Source organism: Micromonospora sp. NPDC005172 (genome assembly GCF_040608555.1).
Taxonomy (GTDB): domain Bacteria; phylum Actinomycetota; class Actinomycetes; order Mycobacteriales; family Micromonosporaceae; genus Micromonospora.
The window spans coordinates 47,853-67,383 of record NZ_JBEXIL010000020.1 but is presented as its reverse complement, the minus strand read 5'-3'; the positions used below and the strand labels follow the sequence as shown (position 1 = coordinate 67,383).

General features: G+C 72.5%; 16 protein-coding genes and 1 pseudogene. 8 read left to right on the top strand and 9 right to left on the bottom strand.

Translation table 11 applies throughout. The features are described from left to right. The first annotated feature begins 594 nt into the window (after positions 1–594). The 3 genes from ABZV06_RS16390 (at position 595) to ABZV06_RS16380 (ending at position 2,169) form a co-directional block, all read left to right on the top strand. The gene (locus tag ABZV06_RS16390; RefSeq protein ID WP_355622158.1) at positions 595–996 is read left to right on the top strand and encodes an AraC family transcriptional regulator; all 402 of its coding nucleotides are present in this window, start codon (positions 595–597) and stop codon (positions 994–996) included. A gap of 35 nt (positions 997–1,031) precedes the next feature. After that, a complete protein-coding gene (locus tag ABZV06_RS16385; protein ID WP_355238324.1) occupies positions 1,032–1,451 on the top strand; it encodes a VOC family protein in 420 nt (139 codons plus the stop codon). A 67-nt stretch (positions 1,452–1,518) separates the two neighbouring features. Continuing rightward, positions 1,519–2,169 carry a histidine phosphatase family protein gene (locus ABZV06_RS16380; protein WP_355238321.1) on the top strand — a complete coding sequence of 217 codons (651 nt, stop codon included), beginning with the start codon at positions 1,519–1,521 and terminating at the stop codon, positions 2,167–2,169. 7 nt (positions 2,170–2,176) lie between these two features. On the opposite strand, the gene ABZV06_RS16375 is transcribed toward ABZV06_RS16380, so the two are convergent. After that, positions 2,177–2,746: a hypothetical protein gene (locus tag ABZV06_RS16375; RefSeq protein ID WP_355238318.1), complete on the bottom strand. Its 570-nt coding sequence runs from the start codon at positions 2,744–2,746 to the stop codon at positions 2,177–2,179. Between the two features lie 168 nt (positions 2,747–2,914). Between ABZV06_RS16375 and ABZV06_RS16370 the strand changes: the two genes are divergently transcribed. From ABZV06_RS16370 to ABZV06_RS16360, 3 genes are all read left to right on the top strand, one after another. Then, positions 2,915–5,302 (top strand): M4 family metallopeptidase, encoded by a 2,388-nt coding sequence (locus ABZV06_RS16370; protein WP_355622155.1) that lies wholly within the window; start codon positions 2,915–2,917, stop codon positions 5,300–5,302. Between the two features lie 90 nt (positions 5,303–5,392). Beyond that, positions 5,393–6,160 (top strand): enoyl-CoA hydratase/isomerase family protein, encoded by a 768-nt coding sequence (locus ABZV06_RS16365; protein WP_355622152.1) that lies wholly within the window; start codon positions 5,393–5,395, stop codon positions 6,158–6,160. Between the two features lie 310 nt (positions 6,161–6,470). Then, positions 6,471–8,138, top strand: coding sequence for a serine/threonine-protein kinase (locus tag ABZV06_RS16360; RefSeq protein ID WP_355622149.1), 1,668 nt, complete (start codon positions 6,471–6,473; stop codon positions 8,136–8,138). A 71-nt stretch (positions 8,139–8,209) separates the two neighbouring features. Here ABZV06_RS16360 and ABZV06_RS16355 read toward each other — a convergent pair whose 3' ends face one another. From ABZV06_RS16355 to ABZV06_RS16340, 4 genes are all read right to left on the bottom strand, one after another. Continuing rightward, positions 8,210–8,653 (bottom strand): HNH endonuclease, encoded by a 444-nt coding sequence (locus ABZV06_RS16355; protein WP_355242369.1) that lies wholly within the window; start codon positions 8,651–8,653, stop codon positions 8,210–8,212. 215 nt (positions 8,654–8,868) lie between these two features. After that, the gene (locus ABZV06_RS16350) at positions 8,869–10,104 is read right to left on the bottom strand and encodes a hypothetical protein (RefSeq protein WP_355242372.1); all 1,236 of its coding nucleotides are present in this window, start codon (positions 10,102–10,104) and stop codon (positions 8,869–8,871) included. Between the two features lie 66 nt (positions 10,105–10,170). Continuing rightward, on the bottom strand, positions 10,171–11,724 hold the full coding sequence (locus ABZV06_RS16345) for an FAD-dependent oxidoreductase (protein ID WP_355622146.1): 1,554 nt from the start codon (positions 11,722–11,724) through the stop codon (positions 10,171–10,173). Between the two features lie 29 nt (positions 11,725–11,753). Beyond that, the gene (locus ABZV06_RS16340; protein WP_355242378.1) at positions 11,754–12,236 is read right to left on the bottom strand and encodes an MSMEG_6728 family protein; all 483 of its coding nucleotides are present in this window, start codon (positions 12,234–12,236) and stop codon (positions 11,754–11,756) included. Here ABZV06_RS16340 and ABZV06_RS16335 point away from each other — a divergent pair. Then, positions 12,148–13,677: pseudogene (locus tag ABZV06_RS16335) on the top strand (NAD-binding protein); the annotation flags it as partial. The gene ABZV06_RS16340 and the pseudogene ABZV06_RS16335 sit on opposite strands and share 89 nt — an antisense overlap. A 441-nt stretch (positions 13,678–14,118) precedes the next feature. On the opposite strand, the gene ABZV06_RS16330 reads toward ABZV06_RS16335, so the two are convergent. Next, positions 14,119–15,357 (bottom strand): APC family permease, encoded by a 1,239-nt coding sequence (locus tag ABZV06_RS16330; RefSeq protein WP_355622143.1) that lies wholly within the window; start codon positions 15,355–15,357, stop codon positions 14,119–14,121. A gap of 10 nt (positions 15,358–15,367) precedes the next feature. After that, complete coding sequence (locus tag ABZV06_RS16325) at positions 15,368–16,105, bottom strand: phosphatase PAP2 family protein (RefSeq protein ID WP_355622212.1); 738 nt, start codon at positions 16,103–16,105, stop codon at positions 15,368–15,370. A 120-nt stretch (positions 16,106–16,225) separates the two neighbouring features. Here ABZV06_RS16325 and ABZV06_RS16320 point away from each other — a divergent pair, with 120 nt between their 5' ends. Then, positions 16,226–17,449 carry a DUF4032 domain-containing protein gene (locus tag ABZV06_RS16320; protein ID WP_355242388.1) on the top strand — a complete coding sequence of 408 codons (1,224 nt, stop codon included), beginning with the start codon at positions 16,226–16,228 and terminating at the stop codon, positions 17,447–17,449. A 16-nt stretch (positions 17,450–17,465) separates the two neighbouring features. Here the strand turns inward: ABZV06_RS16320 and nagA are convergent, their stop codons facing one another. Further along, positions 17,466–18,575, bottom strand: coding sequence for an N-acetylglucosamine-6-phosphate deacetylase (gene nagA / locus ABZV06_RS16315; RefSeq protein WP_355242390.1), 1,110 nt, complete (start codon positions 18,573–18,575; stop codon positions 17,466–17,468). Next, positions 18,572–19,522, bottom strand: coding sequence for an ROK family protein (locus tag ABZV06_RS16310; protein WP_355622140.1), 951 nt, complete (start codon positions 19,520–19,522; stop codon positions 18,572–18,574). Before ABZV06_RS16310 ends, nagA begins: the two co-directional genes overlap by 4 nt. Between the last annotated feature and the right edge of the window lie 9 nt (positions 19,523–19,531).

The window sequence follows — 19,531 nt, the reverse complement described above, 5'->3', positions numbered from 1 at the left end:
GATCTTTCGTGCTTCGTCAACACCTACCCGTCCCAGAGCAGTGACACGTCTGGCTCGTTGATCTCTGCGCGCGGCCGATCCCTGAATCGGGTGGGGGAATCGAACGGCCCCTTCCCGCACTGGGTCAATTGCGCGCTGTCTGGGACATCTAGTGATCTTCCCGACCGCCTTGGCATGCATCCATCCCCGGGCTACTGCTGTTGCTGAACGCGATACAAGGATTACGGACAGCAGTATCGTAGGAGGCACTCCCGAGGTCAAACCTCCCAAAACTCTCGAACCTTCCGGTATGCAACGAGAGTAACGCGGCGGAGCTATTCTATGTGTCAACTTCTGGTCACCGTGCGCTATCGCTCTTCGATCTCCTTCGAAGCTCGGCTCCAGGCGCACCGACATCTGCCCGCCAGCGGCGCTGTCGGCTTGGGCCATCGATGGTCGGCCACTCCTATAGTTCGGGTACCACCGACGATCGAGGAGTCGCATGAGCCCGCTCGGCGCGATCGCCGGCAGCCTCCAGGACAACCGCGCCTACTTACCCGTCGTACGCGATGCGCAGTTGCTGGCCCGCCCGTGGGTGCCGCCGGGCGGTCCGCGGTGAGTCGGGCCGTGGAGGAGTCGAACCGGGCGATGCTGCGCGCCCGCGACGCGATGGACCGTGCGTACGCCGAACCGCTGGACATCCCGGCGCTGGCCCGGATCGCGCACGTCTCCGAGGCGCACTTCATCCGGACGTTCCGGGCGACCTTCGGTGAGACGCCGCACCGATATCTGCAACGCCGTCGGGTCGAGCGGGCGATGACGCTGTTGGTGGAGACCGGCCGGGACGTGACGGACATCTGCTACGCGGTCGGGTTCGGCAGTCTGGGCACGTTCAGTCGGACTTTCCGGCAGATCGTGGGGGAGTCGCCCTCGGATTTCCGACGTCGCCGCGAGGCTGCCGGCGATGTGCCGTCCTGTTTCACCAAGGCGTGGACGCGTCCCAGCAGTTTTGGATAAGCAGCAGGTCAAGGCCGCCCTCTAGGGTCGTTGGCATGACGATGAACGCGATCAGCCGCTCCCAGATCTACGTGCTCGACCAGGACGAGGCGCTTGACTTCTACGTCAACAAGCTCGGCATGGAGGTCAACACCGATCAGGATCTCGGCTTCATGCGCTGGCTGACGGTCAACCTGCCGGGCGACCCGGAGCGCGAGATCCTGTTGGAGAAGCCCGGCCCGCCGGCGCTGGACCCGGGGACGGCCGAGCAGGTGCGGGAGTTGCTCACCAAGGGTGCCCTGGGCGGGTACCTCTTCATGACCACCGACGACGCCCACAAGACCCACGAGGACCTGGTGGCGAAGGGCGTCGAGATCACCGACGAGCCGACCGAGCGTCCGTACGGGATCGACTTCGGCATCCGGGACCCGTTCGGCAACAAGATCCGTATCGGCCAGATGTTCCCCCGGGCGTAGCCACAAGATCAGATAATCGGAGGGCGCGGGCCAGCACCGCGCCCTCCGGTGTGTTGGGGTGTACGGCATGCGCACGCGGCTCCTGTACCTGACCCGACACGGCGAGCAGGACCTCACCGGGCACGCCGACACGGGTTCGACCGAGCCGGACACCGGCCTGTCCGAGCGCGGCCGTCGGCAGGCGGCGCTGCTCGCCGAGCGCCTGCGGGGCCGGTCGTTCGCGGCCGTCCACCACGGGCCGCTGCGCCGGGCCGCGCAGACCGCCGAGGTGGTCGCCGAGGCACTGCCCGGCGTTCCGGTGTACGCCTCCGAGCTGGCCGGTGACCACCTCCCGCACGACACGGACCCGACCGGCCTGCCGTCGGCGTACGCCGAGTTCCTGGCCGGATTCACGGCGGCCGAGCGTGCCGACGGGCCGCGCGTGACGGCGGACGCCGTGCGGCGCTTCACCGGACCGGTCGCCCCCGATGGCGTGGTGGCCGAGGGGGAGCTGGTCCGGGAGCTGGTGGTGACGCACACCTTCCTGATCGCCTGGCTGGTCCGGCACGCCCTCGACGCGCCGGAGCGGCGGTGGCTGGGCTTGAACCACCACAACGCGGGGTTGACCGTCATCCGGTACGGCGTGGCCGGGCCGCCGAACCTGATCGCCGTCAACGACGTGGCGCACCTGCCCCACGAGCTGCGCGGCACCGGCCTCCCCCCGGACTACCTCGTGTGACTGCCGGTCAGGCGGTGACCCGTAGCAGCAGCTCGACGATCGCCCGGGTGGCCGGGGGAGGTCCGGGGTCGGCGGGGCAGTCGACGTACCCCGTCTCGACACCGCCGACGGTCAGGCGGTAGCTGAACGCGTCCGCGCAGCTTGACGTGGTGGCCGTGCGGCGGGCCTCGGTCGTCAGCCGGGCATCGGCGGCCAGGCCGCGGAGCCGGCCGAGGTCGGCGGCGTCGAGTTTTCCGGTACGACGGCCACCGGCCCGGTCCACCACCGTCCACCGGCCGTCCGCTTCGATGGTGATGTTGTCGCCGCGTCCGGCGAAGCCGCCCGAGCGGAACAGCGTCACGCGCCCGGCCGCCGCATCTGTGGCACCCGGTCCAGGCGGCACGGGCCCGGTCGGCGCGGTGCCGGTTGGCACGGTGCCGGTTGGCGTGGTGCTGGTCGGTGTCGCGGTCGTTGGCGGCGGGGTGCCGGTGGCCGATGGTTGGTCAGCGGCGCTGCCGGCCCGGTCGGTGCCGGTGCAGCCGGCCAGGAGGGCGGCCAGGAGCGCGATCGTGACGCCGGTCGTCGAGGCGGGTCTCATGTCCGTCGGACGTGCCGATGCCTGCGTTGGTTCCCCTGTCAAGGCCCTCATCCGTTCGGCCAGTCTCAATGTCTGGGAGCGGTCCAAGACTTTTCTTTTCTTCAATGCATAGCTATATCTACATGCGTGACTACCCCCGTCACACCCTTACTCCTTCCAGGAGGGCACGTGAAACGACCCATCGCGGCCGTCAGCGCAGCGCTGCTCACCAGCGGCCTGCTGACCTGCGTCGCCACCGCGGCGCAGGCCGCCCCACCGCCCGCTCCCGCGCCGGACGCCTCCGCCGCGGCCCGGGCGGCAACCGTCCTGCGAGCGAACCCCGGCGCCGTCCAGGGTTCGAGCGCCGAGTCCTACCAGGTGCTCAGCACCCGGGTGGACGCCTCCGGCGCGGCGCACACCCGCTACTCCCGCACCTACCAGGGGCTGCGGGTGTACGGCGGTGACTTCGTCATCCACACCGCGCCGAACGGCACCTACGCCGGCAGTTCGGTCGGACTCGCCGCACCACTGACCCTCCTCACCGCGCCACGGGTCAGCGCCGACGCGGCGAAGAAGACGGCCCGCGCCGGGTTCACCGGCACGGCCGAGGCCGTGGGCAGTCCGGAACTGTTCGTCGACGCCACTTCTGGCAAGGGCCGACTCGCGTGGGAGACGGTCGTCAGCGGCTGGCAGCCGGACGGGCAGACACCGTCGCGACTGCACGTGATCACGGACGCCACCTCCGGCGCGACCGTCGGGTCGTATGACGAGATCGAATCGGTCACCGGCAGCGGCCAGGGCATCTACACCGGCACGGTCAGCATCGACACGACGCTCTCCGGCAGCACGTACCAGATGATCGACCCGGTACGCGGCAACGGCCGTACCTGCGACATGAACAACGGCACGTCGTCCTGCACCACGTTCACCGACGCCGACAACGCGTGGGGCACCGGTGCCAACTCGAACCGGCAGTCGGCCGGCGTCGACGCGCACTTCGGCGCCGCCAAGACGTTCGACTACTTCAAGAACGTGCACGCGCGTAACGGCATCTTCGGCAACGGCAGTGGTGTGCCGAGCCGGGTCCACTACGGCAACAACTACGTCAACGCCTTCTGGGACGGCGCCCAGATGACCTACGGCGACGGCTCGGGCAACTCCCGCCCGCTGGTCGCGTTGGACGTGGCCGGGCACGAGATGAGCCACGGTGTCACCGAGGCGCTGGCCGGGCTGGTCTACTCCGGCGAGTCCGGTGGCCTGAACGAGTCCACCAGCGACATCTTCGGCAACATGGTGGAGTTCTACGCCGCCGCGCCGAGCGACCCGGGCGACTACCAGGTCGGTGAGAAGATCAACATCAACGGCAACAACACGCCGTTGCGCTACATGTACAACCCGTCGCTGGATGGCTCGTCCGACTCCTGCTGGTCCACCAGCACGAAGAACAAGGACGTGCACTACTCCTCCGGCGTCGGCAACCACTTCTACTTCAACCTCGCCGAGGGCACCGGCGCCACGTCGTACGGCACCTCGCCGGTCTGCGGCTCGGCTCCCGCGGTGACCGGCATCGGCCGCGCCAAGGCCGAGAAGATCTGGTACCGGGCCCTGGACGTCTACTTCACCAGCAACACGTCGTACGTCAACACCAGCAACCCGGCGAACACCGCCCGCGCCTACAGCCTGCGGGCGGCCACCGACCTGTACGGCAGCTGCTCGACCGAGTACAAGGCCGTGCAGGCCGCCTGGACGGCGGTGAACGTGGCCGGCAACGACGGGACCTGCTCCACCGGCAACGACTTCTCCGTGTCGCTGTCGCCGACCGCCGGCTCGGTGAACCCGGGCAGCGCGGTCTCCACCACCGTGTCGACCGCCACCACGAGTGGTTCGGCGCAGACCGTGACGTTCTCCGCGTCCGGCCTACCCAGCGGCGCGAGCGCCGCGTTCAGCCCCGCCTCGGTGACCTCGGGCGGCTCGTCGACCCTCACCATCAGCACCTCCGCGAGCACCTCACCGGGCACCTACTCGATCACCGTGAACGGCGCGGGCGCGGTCACCCGCAGCGCCACCTACACGCTGACCGTGAACGGCACCGGCGGCGGCTGCACCTCCTCGGGCCAGAAGCTGGCCAACCCGGGCTTCGAGTCGGGCGCGACCGGCTGGACGGCCAGCTCCGGGGTCATCACCAACTCCAGCGGCCAGGCGGCCCACGGCGGGTCGTACAAGGCGTGGCTGAACGGGTACGGCAGCACCCACACCGACACGCTCGCCCAGTCGGTGGCGCTCCCGACGGGCTGCTCGTCGTACACGGTCAGCTTCTGGCTGCACATCGACTCGGCCGAGACCACCACCAGCACGGCGTACGACAAGCTCAACGTGCAGGTGCTCAACTCGGGCGGGACGGTGCTGGCCACGCTGGCGACGTACTCGAACCTGAACAAGGCCTCCGGCTACAGCCAGAAGTCCTTCTCCCTGGCCGGGTACGCCGGCCAGACCGTCACCCTGAAGTTCACCGGCACCGAGGACTCCTCGCTCCAGACGTCCTTCGTGGTCGACGACACGGCGGTCAACGTCTCCTGACCTGACCAACGCCCGGACCCGGCGGCCACCGCAACGGTGGTCGCCGGGTCTGGCAGTCTTGGGCGGTTGGCGTGGGAAGAGGGGGCTTGCGTGTCGGACGCGGAGTTGACTGTCGCGGTGGCCGGACCGGTGGCGACGGTCGTGATCCACAACCCGGCTCGCCGGAACGCGATGACGGCGGCCATGTGGCGGCAACTCCCCGAACTGCTCGACCGGCTGGAACCCGACCCCGACGTGCGGGCCCTGGTGCTCACCGGCGCGGGCGACGCCTTCTGCGCCGGTGCCGACCTCGGTGATCTGGCCGAGCTGCTGGAGGCCGGCGACACCAGCATCGCGGTGGCCGCCGAGGAGCGGCTGGCAAGCTTCGCCAAGCCAACCATCGCGGCGATCCGGGGTGCCTGCGTCGGGGGCGGCGCGCAGCTCGCGGTCGCCTGTGACCTGCGGATCGCCTCGGACGACGCCCGGTTCGGCGTACCCCCGGCCCGGCTCGGCCTGGTCTACCCTGCGCCGACGACGCGCCGGCTGGCGCGACTGGTCGGCCCGTCCGCGGCGAAGCACCTGCTCTTCACCGCCGAGCTGATCGACGCCGAGCGCGCCCTACGGATCGGCCTGGTCGACGAGGTCCTGCCGGGCGACCGTCTCGCCGGGCGGGTGGACGACCTCACCGCCACGATCGCCCAGCGGTCACCGCTGAGCGTCGCCGCCGCCAAGGAGATCGTCGACGACCGGGCCGGACCGGCGCGGATCGCCTGGTGGCACCGGAAGGTCGCGGACAGCGGCGAGGCCCGGGAGGGCGTGGCGGCCATGGCGGAGCGCCGTGCTCCCCGCTTCGCCTGGCAGGCGCCGAGCGAGCGCTGACGCTGGTCGCCCACGCCCGTCGTCGCCGTCTGCGGCCGAGGCGTCGCTGAGGTGGATCCGCCGCGCTGGGCCCCGGTGCCGGCTCCGCCCGGTAGCGCCCGCCACCTGCCTTCGCTCCCTTTGCTCTGCTTCAGCGGAGGCAACAGCCACGGGTCGTGGGTGTCGCCTCCGTTGAAGCAGAGCAAAGGGCGTGCTCAGGTACTCGGGGGCCTCGCCTGCCGGGCCGGCCACGCCCCGGTCGGGTTCCACCCATTGCGAAACCTCGATCCCGCGTGGTGCCCGCCCCGGGTCGTACGGCAGGCTGTCCGTCGTGCAGCGTGATCAGTTGCTTGCGGGCCGCTACCGGCTCCTGGAGCGTCTCGGCAGCGGCGGCATGTCGGCGGTGTACCGGGCGTACGACGAGGTGCTCGAACGGGACGTGGCGGTGAAGGTGCTCGTCGCCTCGGACCCCAACGCCCGGCAGCGAATCCGGGCCGAGGCCAAGGCGGCGGCCCGGTTGTCGCACCCGCACGTGACGAACGTCTACGACTTCGGCGAGTCGCTTCTGGACGGTGCCCAGGTGCCGTTCGTGGTGCTGGAACTGCTCAACGGCGACACCCTCGAACGACGGCTGGCCGCCGGCCCGCTGCCGCCCCGCGCCGCGCTGCGGGTCTGTGCCGAGGTGGCATCCGCCATCGAGGCAGCGCACGCGCAGGGGCTGGTGCACCGGGACGTGAAGCCGAGCAACGTGATGCTCACCCCCACCGGCGCGAAGGTGCTCGACTTCGGTATCGCGGCGGCCGCCGGTGACTCCGAGATCGACTTCGACGGCCGGCTGCTCGGTACGCCCGCGTACCTCGCCCCGGAGCGACTGGCGGCCGGCGAGGTCCTGCCGGCCTCCGACGTGTACGCGCTCGGCCTGCTCCTGCACCGGACGCTCACCGGCCGACTGCCGTGGGCTGCCGAGACGCAGACCGGAATGCTCCGTGCCCACGTGCACGTCGATCCGGACCCGCTACCCGAGATCGACCGGGTGCCCGCAGAGGTCCACCGGCTCTACCACTGGTGTCTGGCTCGCAACCCCGACGACCGGCCCCCGGCCGCCGAAGTGGCCCGCATCCTGCTCACGGTCGTCTCCGGGCTGGCCGGCGAGACCGCCGCTGCCGGGTCGACCGCTGCCTCCGGTGCGACCGCTGCTTCCGGGCCGTCCGGCGGGGACAGGTCGGCCGCCACCGGCTCGCCCGCTGCCCCCTCGGCCGGAGCTGGTGAGGTTGGCGCTGGTGAGGCCGGGGCGGATGGGGCCGCGGGTGAGGACCCGGAGCGTAAGGCCGCAGCGGGTGAGGACCCGGAAGTTGGTGGCGGCGTGGCGGCCCCGACGGCTGACGGCGTGAACCGGGCTGCTTCCGGCGCTCCCCAGCGACGGTCCTGGCGTCGCCGACGGGTGGCGCTGGTGGTCGGCGGTGCGGTGATCGCCGCGGTAGCGGTGGCTGGTTCGCTCGGCGACTACGGCACGCGGCGGCACGACGGGACGAACCCGCGAACCGGGATCGGCACGGGCGGCACCACCACGGTGGGCCTGCCGGAGACCGTCGCGCAGCCCGAACCGTCCACTGTGCGTCCGCCCGCCGACCCGACCGCCCCTGCTACGTCGGCCGCTCCCCGACCTGGCCCCGGAGCGGGCCCGGGCCGGCCGTCGGCCCCGGGTCAGCCGCCGCCGACCCTCGCGCCGACTGTCGCGCCCACGGACGCGTCAACGCCCGCCGAATCCCCGGGGCTCACGGTGCGAGCCCAGGGCGGAACGGTCACCGTCCGCTGTGTCGGGGGTTCGGCCGAACTGCTCACGGTCAACCCCGCGTCGGGTTACCGGGTGACGCCGTACGACGCGGGGCCGGCGAAGCAGGTCAGGGTGGAGTTGACCTCACCCGAGCACACCAGCGAGATCCGCGTCCACTGCGCCGCCGGGCGGCCGAAGCCGAAGGTCAGTGAGCGCGCCACCTGACCTGGGGGCCGGCGGGTGCCGCGCCGGGGTGTACCCCCGGACGCGGCCCCCCGTTCCCGCCGGCCGGTCGATCACCGCCCGGCGAGCGCCGACCAGCCCGGGGTCACCGGCTCCCGGCGCAGCGGCATGCCCGCCTCGGCCGGGGTCCGGTCGCCCTTGCGCTGGTTGCAGCCGTAGCAGGCGGCGGTGGTGTTGCGCCACGTGTTCCGGCCACCTCGGGAACGCGGCAGGATGTGGTCGATGGTCGACGCCGGACCATCGCAGTACGCGCAGCAGCGCTCGTCGCGGCGCAGCACTCCGGCCCGGGACCAGGCCGGTCCGGAGTTGAACCGCCACCGGGTGACGACATAGCGGACCAGCCGCACCACCCGGGGCAGCGGGAAGACCCCGATCAGCCGATCCGGCTCCGCCTCGTGGATCTCGGCCACCCGTCGGCAGAGCATCCGTACGGCGTGTTGGACGGTGACCCGGTGCAGCGGGCCGAGGTCGGCGTTGACGACGAGGACGGCGTCCACCGGGACTCCTTTCGACAGTGGCGACGGACAGCAAAGAGCCGCCCGGTCCGGCGTTCGGACGGGCGGCTCGGCGCGTACGGGTACGCGTCAGTCGGGCCGGCCCGGCCGGGGACCTTCCACAAGGCGACCGCGGCCGCGCAGCAGCGACGACGGCACGGTGGTGACGTGCGACATCGTCATGATCTGCTCCCGCGGTGGTGGTTGACCTTGCGCGATCACGGTAGGTCCGCACGGGAGCGGGGGGCAACGTATTTCGATCGGCCGCCCGGCTCCTCGGGACGACGCTGCCGCCGGGTTTGGGGAGCGACCCCGGCCGCGCTGCGGGCGGTGGTCAACGGGCGGTCCAGCCGCAGTGCCATCCGGGCGGTGAGTTCGCTGTCCAGCAGCGGCCGGTTGATCTCGCTGGCGACCGCCAGCGCAGGTCCGGAGACCGAGCGCCAGATGGCGGCCAGCCCGGCACCCAGGCCGAGGAGGGCGACGGCGGCCCGCGTGGTCGGTGAGCCGGCCGCCGCGGCGGCACTGACCCCGACCAGCGCGAAGAGCACCACCAGCAACGGCACCAGCACCGGCCAGAAGATGCCCCGGGCGGCCTGGGCCACCAGCCGCCGGTCCCGGATGATCAGGTTTCGGGCGACCACCGCGTAGTCCTCCTCGTCGAGCAGGTCGCGCGGGTGCAGTCCGCCGGTAAGCACGCCGCGCCAGAGGTCGCCCTGGTTGCGCAGTTCGCGGCTCAGCTCGGCGGGCTCCGGTTCCGCCGGATCACCTCGACCCGCCCGTTCGACGGCGACCGCCCACGCGGCCAGCGAGCGGCGTACCACCGCGGCCGAGTACGGGGGAAGCACGCTGGCCAACTCGTCCAGCCACCGGCTGATCTGGATCTGCCGGCCGTCGAAGCGGCGCAGCAGTTGGGCGGCGTCGCCGGGGCGAACCGTGTCGGCCAGCGACCGGCCCAGCCGGTAGGCCAGCCCGACCCGGAGGTTGGTGGCCATCGCCCAGCGCAGCACGTCCACGTTGAGGTCGTCGAGGGCGAGCAGCAGCGGTTCGGTGTCGATCAGACCGGGCTGTTCCAGGTCGGGCAGCCGGTCCGGGTCGGGCATACGGTCCAGGTCGGGCAGGTGGGTGCGGGCGGCGGACGTGTCGGGCAACGAGCCGCTGTGCCGGGTGAGGGCCGAGATCTGGGCCAGCGCGACGTCGACGCCGTCCAGGTACATCCGCATCCGGCGCGGGAGCGACATCTCGGTCAGGTTGGAGAGCTTGGCCGGCGGGTGGACCGGGGTCGCCGGGGCGGGCTCGGCGTGCTGTCCCTGGTGGTAGGCGTCCGCCATCCACCAGCCCAGTCGCAGCGCGGTGACGACGCAGGCGCGCTCGTCACGGATCAGCGGGTACGCGTCGTCCCGCGCGGTCGCCTCGGCTCGTGCGTCCGCCGCGCCAGCGCGGTGCAGGGGTGACATCGCCGCTGCCCTCCCGCCCGGTCGATCGACGGATGATCAACCGAGCGTACGGCAGCGTACCGTCGCTTATGTGGCTTTTTGTCGGTTTGGGGTGCCTCGCCCCGCCAACAGGCCCCGCGGGCGGACCGAGCGCACCGGCTCGCCCGCGACGCCCTGTTCGCGCAGGATGTGGTTCGCCGCGATGATCCCGGTCGACGCGGACCGTTCCATCAGGGCGGTCGGGAAGTCCGTCGCGATCCCGTCGCCGGCCAGATAGACACCGGGAGCCTCGGTGCGGACCCCGGGACGCCAGGCGTGGCTGCCCGGCGTGAACGCCGGCGCCTGCGCCTCCACCCGGGCACGCAGCTCCCGGACCCGCAGGTCAGCCGCCTCCGGCCAGAGTGGCACCAGCTCGCGGCGCATCCGCTCGGCCAACTCCTCGGCGGGCACACCGGGCTCGCAGGCGTACGCGTGCAGCTCGACGACCGAACCGCCGGTGCGGCGCGCCCAGCGCCGCGACTCGTTCTCCAGCCGGTGGTACAACGTCACCGAGTCCAGTGTGGGCTGCCGGGACACCCCGCTGAACACCGCCCGGTCGGCGGCGACGTCACCGTCGCACCAGTACCGTGCCACCGCGTACGGCGGGCCCGGCGTGCCGAAGCTGGGCATCCGCGCCGCCAGCCCCGGTGCCCGCGCGACCAGGTCGGGGGAGGTCGCCACCAGCGCGGCGAGCGCGGGCGGATCGACGGCCAGCACCACGTGGGCCGCCCGGTGGTCACTGCCGTCGGTGGTCGTCACCCGCCAGCCGTCGCCGTCGCGGTGCACCCCGGTCACGCCCGAGCGGGTGAGCACGCGACCGCCGTGCTTCTCCACATGCCCGGTCAGCGGCTGCCAGATCGCCGTCGCGTAATCCTCGTCGGGGCAGTCAAAGGCCAGCCCCTCCGGGTTGCCGAGCAGGTAGAAGTGGAACTGGGCGACCATCTCGGCGGCCGACATCTCCGCCTCGTGGTTGAAGAACGAGTGCGAGAAGACCTCGAACAGCATCGCCCGCGCCCGATCCGGCAGCCGCAGCGAGGCCAGCAACTCGTCGGCGGTGGTGTCGTCCAGCTCCGCGTAGGTGCGCACCGGGTCGTAGGTGAGCAGCGGCAGCGCCGCGTCCCGGTCCATCGACCGCAGGTCGGCCAGGCGCAGGCTGGGACTGCGCAGCAGCAGCGCCAGCAGGTTCGCCGGGGGCGCGGGAGGCAGCCTGCCGAACTCCTCGGTCGGCCACTCGGCGCTCAGGATCGGATAGCCCGGGATCGGCTTGAGAAAGCCCAGGTCGGGCTCGACGCGGCGGAGGATGGACCGCCAGTTGTAGTACTGCCGAAAGAACGCGTGGAAGCCGTGCTCGTTCTGCTGTTCCCCGTCGGGCAGGGCCTCGGGCCAGGCGCCCAGCCGTCCGCCGACGGTCGGTGCCGCCTCCAGCACCGTCACGTCCACGCCGCGCTCGGCGAGCACCACCGCCGCCGACATGCCGGCGATCCCACCGCCGACCACGACCGCCGTGACCGGTTGCGGCACGCGGTCGGCGCCAGCACCGCCCGGGTCCACCAGGTGCTGGCGTACGCCGATGAGCCGACCCACCACACGCGACAGCGCCACGGGTACCTCCCTCGTCTGCCGCCAGTCTCCTACGGCAGGCAGCGCCGCGCCCGGTCGGACGCGGGCCAGACGTACTCCAGGTCGTCCGGTGTGTCGACGCCGAAGATCGGGCCGTAGTGCGTCGGGTCCTTGCGGAGCAGGGACGATCGGTGGCTCAGGTGCAGGTCGTCGCGGCCGAGCCAGGGCGGCAGGTCACCCGCCTGGGCCAGCTCGTCCTGCGTACGTACGACACCTGCCCCGCACGCGGCGGCGAGGTCGACGGTCAGCGTCGTGGCGCAGGTGTCGGCCCGGCCCGGCTCGGTCCAGACCGCGCACATGTCCAGCCCGTAGCGGGTCAACGCCTCCTCGTACCCGGCCCACATCTTCACCGCAGGGTGGTTGCGCCAGCCGTACCCCGGCCAGGTGAGCCCGCGCAGCACCTGGATGGCCTCCACCCGCTGCTTGCCCAGCCGCTTCTGGTCCAGCACGCGGGCGCTGGCCAGAAAGTCCGGGTACGGGAGGAAGGTCTGCATGGCAGTGCTCTACCCACCGCCCGGGTCGCCATGCCTGCCCGGGGACGAACCGGGCGGGGTCGCCCGGGGTGTTCGTGCTGGTTACGATCCGGGCATGGCGGAGCCGTGGCGGGACCGGGCGCGACGGGCGGTCGAGTGGAACTGGCGGCTCCGCTCCGCCGGCGACCCGCGACCGCACTACGTGATCTGCGGCCGGGACGCCCTCGCCTACTACGTGGCCCGCGCGATGCTCGAATCCGACCTTCCCGTCGGCGGCGCACGGGTGACCGTCGTGGTGCCGGAGCGCTACCGCAGCACCGGTCCGGACGTGGCCGGCCTGCGCGGTGTCCGCGTGATCCGCTCGGAGCGCCTGGACGTGGCGACCTTCGAGGCGGCCGGGCTGGCCGGCGCGACCGGGTTGGCCCTGCTGCACCAGGACGACGTGGGCAACCTGTACGCCGCGCTCTGTGCCCAGGCCGTCGACCAGCGGGTCCGCCAGGTGCTGCGGATGTTCAACGGCACCCTCGCCGACGGCGTCCGCAAGCTGATCAAGGCACCCGTCGAGGTGCTCTCCGACGCCGAGATGGCGGCCCCGGCGTTCGTGGCCGCCGCACTCGGCGAGGTCGACCCCAGTTCCTTCCAACACCGGGACAAGACGTTGCGGGTGGCGCGCCGTGCCGACGTCCGGGCGCAGGACGTGGTGTGCGCGCTGGCCCGCCCCGACGGGCAGCAGGGGATGGAGCTGTTGCCTACCGAGCAGGCCGGCGCGGACCTGGTGCTCGCCGAGGCGACCGGTCAGCCGCCGGGCACCGAGGTCGCCGCGCGGCGGCTGGTCCGGGCCCGACGCCGACGACGTCCGGTCGCGGTGCTGCTGCGGGCCCTACGCGGCTTCGCCACCCGCAAGATTGGCATCGCGGTGATGGTGGTGCTCGCGGTGATCGCGGTGCTGGGCGCGCTGATCTCCCGCGCCGAGGACGTCTCGCCGTTGGAGGCGCTGTACCTGACGCTCGTCACCACGCTCAGCGGCGCCGACCCGGACACCGGCAAGGCCGCCGACGCCCAGATCATGCAGGTGGTGCTCAACCTGGCGGGGCTCGCACTGATCCCGCTGATCACCGCTGTGGTCGTGGACGGCATCGTCAACGCCCGGCTCGCCCTGCACACCGGTCTGCTGCAACCGGCTCGCGCCGGGCACGTCGTGGTGATCGGCCTCGGCAACGTCGGCACGCGGGTCATGGCCCAGCTGCGCGAGTACGACGTCGAGGTCGTGGCGATCGACAAGGACCCGGCGCCGCGCGGAGCGACCCTGGCCCGGCAGTTGGAGGTGCCCCTGGTCATTGGTGACGCCGCGCTGCCCGAGACCCTGGCCGCCGCGTCGGTCGCGAACTGTCAGGCGCTGGTGGTGGCGTCCACCGACGACGTCGCCAACCTGGAGGCGGCGTTGGCGGCCCGTGACCTCCGCGACGACCTGCGGGTGGTGCTGCGGCTCTTCGACGGCGACTTCGCCGAGCGGGTGGAGGAGAGCTTCGCTCTCGGGGTGTCCCGCTCGGTCTCCTATCTGGCCGCGCCAGCCTTCATCGGCGCGCTCACCGAACGCGCGGTCATCACCACCATCCCGGTCGACCGGCACGCGCTTCCGGTCGCCGAGGTGCCGGTCGCCGCCGGTTCCGAGCTGGACGGTCGGCCGCTGGACACGGTGAACCGGGACGGGCAGGTCCGGCTGATCGCCCGGACTCCGACCGGCGGGGCAAAGACGATCTGGTGGAAGGACCTCGACCCGCGACAGGTGATCTTCGCGGGCGACCGGCTGACGGTTGTCGCCCGCCGACGCGGGTTGGACTGGCTGACCCGCCAGTGCGCCCCGCCCGCGGCGACCAGCCCGGTGCCGCGCGCGACGGACCTCTCAGCGATCCCGCTGCCGCAGGCCGTGCCACACGGCCCCGGCGGCGAGTACGCCGAAACCGGCGACGACGCTGCCCAGCGGCAGGTTGAGCGCGAGCAGCAGGCAGCCGACCAGCCCGAGCCCGGCGAGCACCTGCACCGGTAGCCGTCGCCCCCGGTCCCGCCCCAACGTGAGCGCCGCCGCGTTGGTGATCGCGTAGTAGACCAGCACCGTGCAGCTCGAGAAGCCGATCGCCTGCCGCACGTCGCCGAGCAGCACCACCGCGATCACCACGGCGGCGACGGCCAGCTCCGCGCGGTGCGGCACCCGGTGCACGGGGTGTACGGCGGCCAGCGCGCCGGGCAGGTCGCGTCGGCGGGCCATGGCGAGCGTGGTCCTGCCGACCCCGGCGACCAGGGAGAGCAGCACCCCGACGACGGCGACGGTCGCCCCGGCGCGGACCACCCAGGCCAGACCCGGCAATCCGGCGGCGGTCACCACGTCGACCAGGGGCGCTGCGGACGCGGCCAGCCGGTCGGCACCGAGCACGCCGAGCGTGATCACGGCCAGCGCCAGGTAGATCGCGAGCACCGCCCCGAGCGCCAGCGGCACCGCGCGCGGGATGGTCCGCTCCGGGTCGCGGACCTCCTCGCCGAGCGTGGCGATCCGCGCGTACCCGGCGAAGGCGAAGAACAGCAGCCCGGCGGCGGTGAGCACACCCCGCGCGGAGCCGCCGGGGTCGGCCAGCCGGTCCAGGTGCACCGGCCCGCCGACCAGACCGACGACCGCGACGAGGGCCAGCACGGCGAGTACCAGCGCGACCAGCGCCTTCGTGGCGGTGGCCGTCTTACCGATGCCGCGCAGGTTCACGGCGGTGACCGCGAGCACCGCGCCGACGGCGACCAGCCGGGCTTGCCCCGGCCACAGGTACGCCCCGATGGTCAGCGCCATCGCCGCGCAGCTCGCCGTCTTGCCGACCACGAATCCCCAACCGGCGACGAATCCCGCCAGCGGTCCGAGGCGTTCCCGGCCGTAGACGTAGGTGCCGCCGGACTCCGGGTAGCGAGCCGCCAGGCGCGCCGAGCTGGTCGCGTTGCAGAAGGCGACGAAGCCGGCGAGCAGCAGCGCGGGCAGCAGTCCCGCGCCGCCGGCCGCCGCCGCGGCGGGCGCGAAGACCACGAAGACGCCCGCGCCGAGCATCGAGCCCAACCCGATGACGACCGCATCGCGTACGCCCAGCCGCCGTGCCAGTCGATCCACGAGCCGAACCCTAGGTGTACGACGTGAACGGCCGGTCCCACTCGCGTAACCGACCGGGGAGCGGCAGATCGTCCCACGGCACCCGGTGCAGCAGCCGGTCCAGGAGCAGGCCCAGCAGCAGCCCGGCCACCGAGTCGGTCAGCCAGTGCCAGCCCAGGTAGGTCGTGGTGGTGAGGACCACCAGCGGCGGCACGATGCGGATCACGGTGACGAGCCGTGCCGGCAGGTGTCGGCCGAAGCTACGGGCCAGCGGAGCGAGCAGCAGTGCGATGACGCCGTACCAGACGATGGCGTTGGCGACGTGCCCCGACGGGTAGGACTGCGCGAACCGCACCGGCAGGTCGTCGTGGAACAGCGGCAGGGTCTGCTCGGGCGTCAGGAACGGCTCCTTGCTGCTGGCGCTCGGTGCCGCCCGGGCCGTCCACACCTTGAGCGGACCGATCGTCAGGTAGGTCAGGATGAATCCGACCACCGGCGGCAGGATCGGCCGGATCGAACGCAGCCGGACTGCCAGCAGCACACCCAGCCCGGCGGCGATCAGGGTCAGCGGGGTGCCCTGGCCGAGGTGGTTGAACACCCAGGCCACCCAGTAGGCGACCGTCGGTCGATGCCCGTCGGCCCAGTCGGCGACCGCCCGGTCCAATCCGAAGAGTTGATCGGCGGCGAGGGCAACCGTCAACCCCACCAATCCGGCCAGCAGGAGGGCGTCGAACCACCAGCCGGCCGGGCGGACGGGCCGTAGCCGCAGGTCACGTCGTACACCCGTGGGTTTGAGCACGCGACCACGCTACCGGCCCGGCGCGAGGCCGGGGTCCGCGGCGCTGTGGGCCCAGCCACGATGTGAGGCGGATGCGGGGGCCGAGGCGTCATGCTTGTCCCCGTGCGGATCACGTCTGCCCTCGTCGACCCGGCGCTTCTCGACCTGCCCTGGTCGACACCGCTGGAGGAGTGGCCTGCCCAGCATCTGGTGGCCCTGCCGCAGGGCATCTCCCGACACATCGTCCGGTTCGTCCGGTTGGGCGACTATGTGTACGCCTTCAAGGAGACCCGGGAGCGGATCGCCGAGCGGGAGTACGACCTGCTCCGGTCGCTGGAGCGGATCGACTTTCCCTCGGTCGAGGCGGTGGCGGTCGTCGCGGACCGGCAGACCGACGACGGGGAACCCCTCGAGTCGGTGCTGATCACTCGGCACCTCCAGTTCTCGCTGCCGTACCGGGCGCTCTTCTCGCACACCCTGCGGCCGGAGACGATGAGCCGGCTGCTCGACGCGCTCGCCGCCCTGATCGTGCGGATGCACCTGACCGGCTTCTTCTGGGGCGACTGCTCGCTGTCGAACACGCTGTTCCGCCGGGACGCGGGGGCCTTCGCCGCCTACCTGGTCGATGCCGAGACGGGGGCGCTGCACCAGTCGCTCTCCAACGGTCAGCGTGGCGAGGACCTGGAGATCGCCCGGGTGAACATCTTCGGGGAGGCGCTGGACCTGCAGGCCGCCGGCCTGCTGCACGAGTCCATCGACCCGGAGGCGGTCTGCGAGGAGGTCGTGCAGCGCTACGAGCGGCTGTGGCACGAGATCACCTATGAGCAGGCGATCGAGCGGGAGGCCCGGCACGACATCGAGGGCCGGATCCGTCGCCTCAACGACCTGGGTTTCGACGTGGCCGAGGTGGCCATGTCGAGTGCCGAGGACGGGCGTTACCTGGTCCGGCCGAAGGTCGTCGACGCCGGCTACCACACCCGGCGGCTGCTGCGGCTGACCGGCCTCGACGCCGAGGAGAACCAGGCCCGCAAGCTGCTCAACGACCTGGACGCCTACCGCGCGGAGAGCGACCTGACCGACGAGCAGCAGGCGGCGCACCGCTGGCTGACCGAGGTCTTCGAGCCGGTGGTCCGGGCCGTGCCCGCGCACCTGCGTCGCAAGTTGGAGCCGCAGGAGCTGTTCGCGCAGATCATCGAGCACAAGTGGCTGCTCTCCGAGCGGGCCGGCCGGGACGTCGGGATGGCGCCCGCTGTGCAGACGTACCTGGCGGACGTGCTGGTGCACCGCCCCGACGAACAGGCCATCCTCGGCGTCGACGCCCCCGCCCTGGGCTGAGCCGACTGCCGCTTCGTCACTCCACCCAGGAGCCTGCGCGCAGCACCCGCACGACGTTCAGCTCGTCGTCGAGCACGACGAGGTCGGAGCGGAGACCGACCTGGAGGGCACCGAGCCGGTCGCCCAGACCGATCGCGCGGGCCGGGGTGGTCGCCGCCATCCGGGCGGCGTCGGCCATCGGGATTCCGGCGTGCACCGCGTGCCGGAGCGCCGCGTCCATGGTCAGCGTGCTGCCGGCGATCGCGCCGTCGCGGGCGAGCCGGGCCACGCCGTCGGTCACCGTGACGGCCTGACCGCCCAACTCGTACTCACCGTCGGCCATTCCGGCGGCGGCCATGGCGTCGGTGATCAGCGCGGCCCGGTCGGGCCCGGCGGTCGTCGTGGTGAAGGTCAGCATGCCGTCGTGCAGGTGCACGCCGTCGGCGACCAGTTCGCAGACCACCGTGGACGCGTCGAGCAGGGCCACCACCGGGCCCGGCTCACGGTGGTGCACCGGGCGCATGCCGTTGAACAGGTGCGTACCCACGCTCGCCCCGGCGGCGATCGCGGCCCGGGTCTGCTCGTAGGTGGCGTCGGTGTGGCCCACGGCGGCCACCACGCGCTGCGCGGTGAGCAGCTTGATCGCCTCCAGCGCTCCGTCGCGCTCCGGGGCGAGGGTGACCATGCGGATCGCGCCGCGGCCCAGCTCGATCAGCTCGGCCAGCTCGTCGGTCGACGGGTCGCGCAGGTACTCGGGGTTCTGCGCGCCGCAGCGGTCGGCGGAGAGGTAGGGGCCCTCGAAGTGGATTCCCGCCAGCACACCCTCGTCGACGAGCGGGGCGAACGCCTCGGTGGCCGAGCGCATCACCTCCAAGGGCGCGCTGACCAGGCTGGCCAACAGCGTGGTGGTGCCGTGTCCCAGGTGGAAGGCGGCCGCCGCCCGGGCCTGGTCGGCGTCCCCGGTGGTGAAGGTGTGCCCGCCGCCGCCGTGCGTGTGCATGTCGACGAAGCCCGGCAGGATCCAGTGCCCGTCGCGGACCGACGGATACTCGGCCACGGCGGTGATCCGTTCGCCGTCCCACTCGACGCACCCCTGCCGGATGACACCGTTCGGGGTCACCACTCGGCCGTTCACCCGTTCGGTCATCGTTCCTCCTGATGGTCAAGCACGGTCAGGGTGTCCAGCGCGAGGAGAGCGGCGCCCAGGCAGCCCGCCTCGTCGCCGAGGGCCGCCGCGACGAGACGCGGCTCCCGGTGGAAGGTCATCCGGTCGTGCAGGGCCGCCCGCAGGGGGACGAGCAGCAGGTCACCCGCCTGGGCGAGACCGCCGCCGAGCACGATCGTCGTCACGTCGAACAGCGCCTGCCCGGTGGCGAGGCCGTCGGCGAGTGCCTCGACGGCAGCTCGCCAGACCTGGGCGGCGAGTGGTTCGCCGGCCGCGGCCCGTTCCGCGACGGCGGCCGCCGTCGCCGGGGCGTCGGGGCTGCCGTCGGCCAGTTCGGTGTAGCGCCGGCCGATCGCGGACGCCGAGGCGACCGCCTCCAGGCAGCCGGGTCGCCCGCATCCGCAGCGTGGGCCGTCGGGTCGGACCATGATGTGGCCGATCTCGCCGGCCGCGCCGTGCGCACCGACGGCTGCCACCCCGTCGACCACGTGCGCGGCGGCGATGCCGGTACCGATCGCCACGAAGAGCACGTGGTCGGCGCCGCGTCCGGCGCCGAGCCGGGCCTCGGCGAGACCACCGACGCGTACGTCGTGGCCGAGCGCGGTGGGCAGTCCGAGCCGCCGCACCGCCAGGTCCCGCAGCGGTACGTCCCGGAAGCCCACGTTCGCCGACCACACCGCGACCCCGCGTGCCTCGTCCACGACCCCGGGGACCGCGACGCCGATCGCGACCGGGGTGAGGCCGTCGGCGCGGGCCTTGGCGGCCAGTCCCTCGGCGACGTCGAGGATGGTGTGGACCACGGCGGCCGGGCCGCGCGCGGCGTCGGTGGGGTGTCGTTCGGTGCGTACGGCGACGCCGTCCGGCCGGACCAGGGCGCACTTCATGCCGGTGCCGCCGATGTCCAGCGCCACGACCACCCGGTCGCTCATGCGAGTACC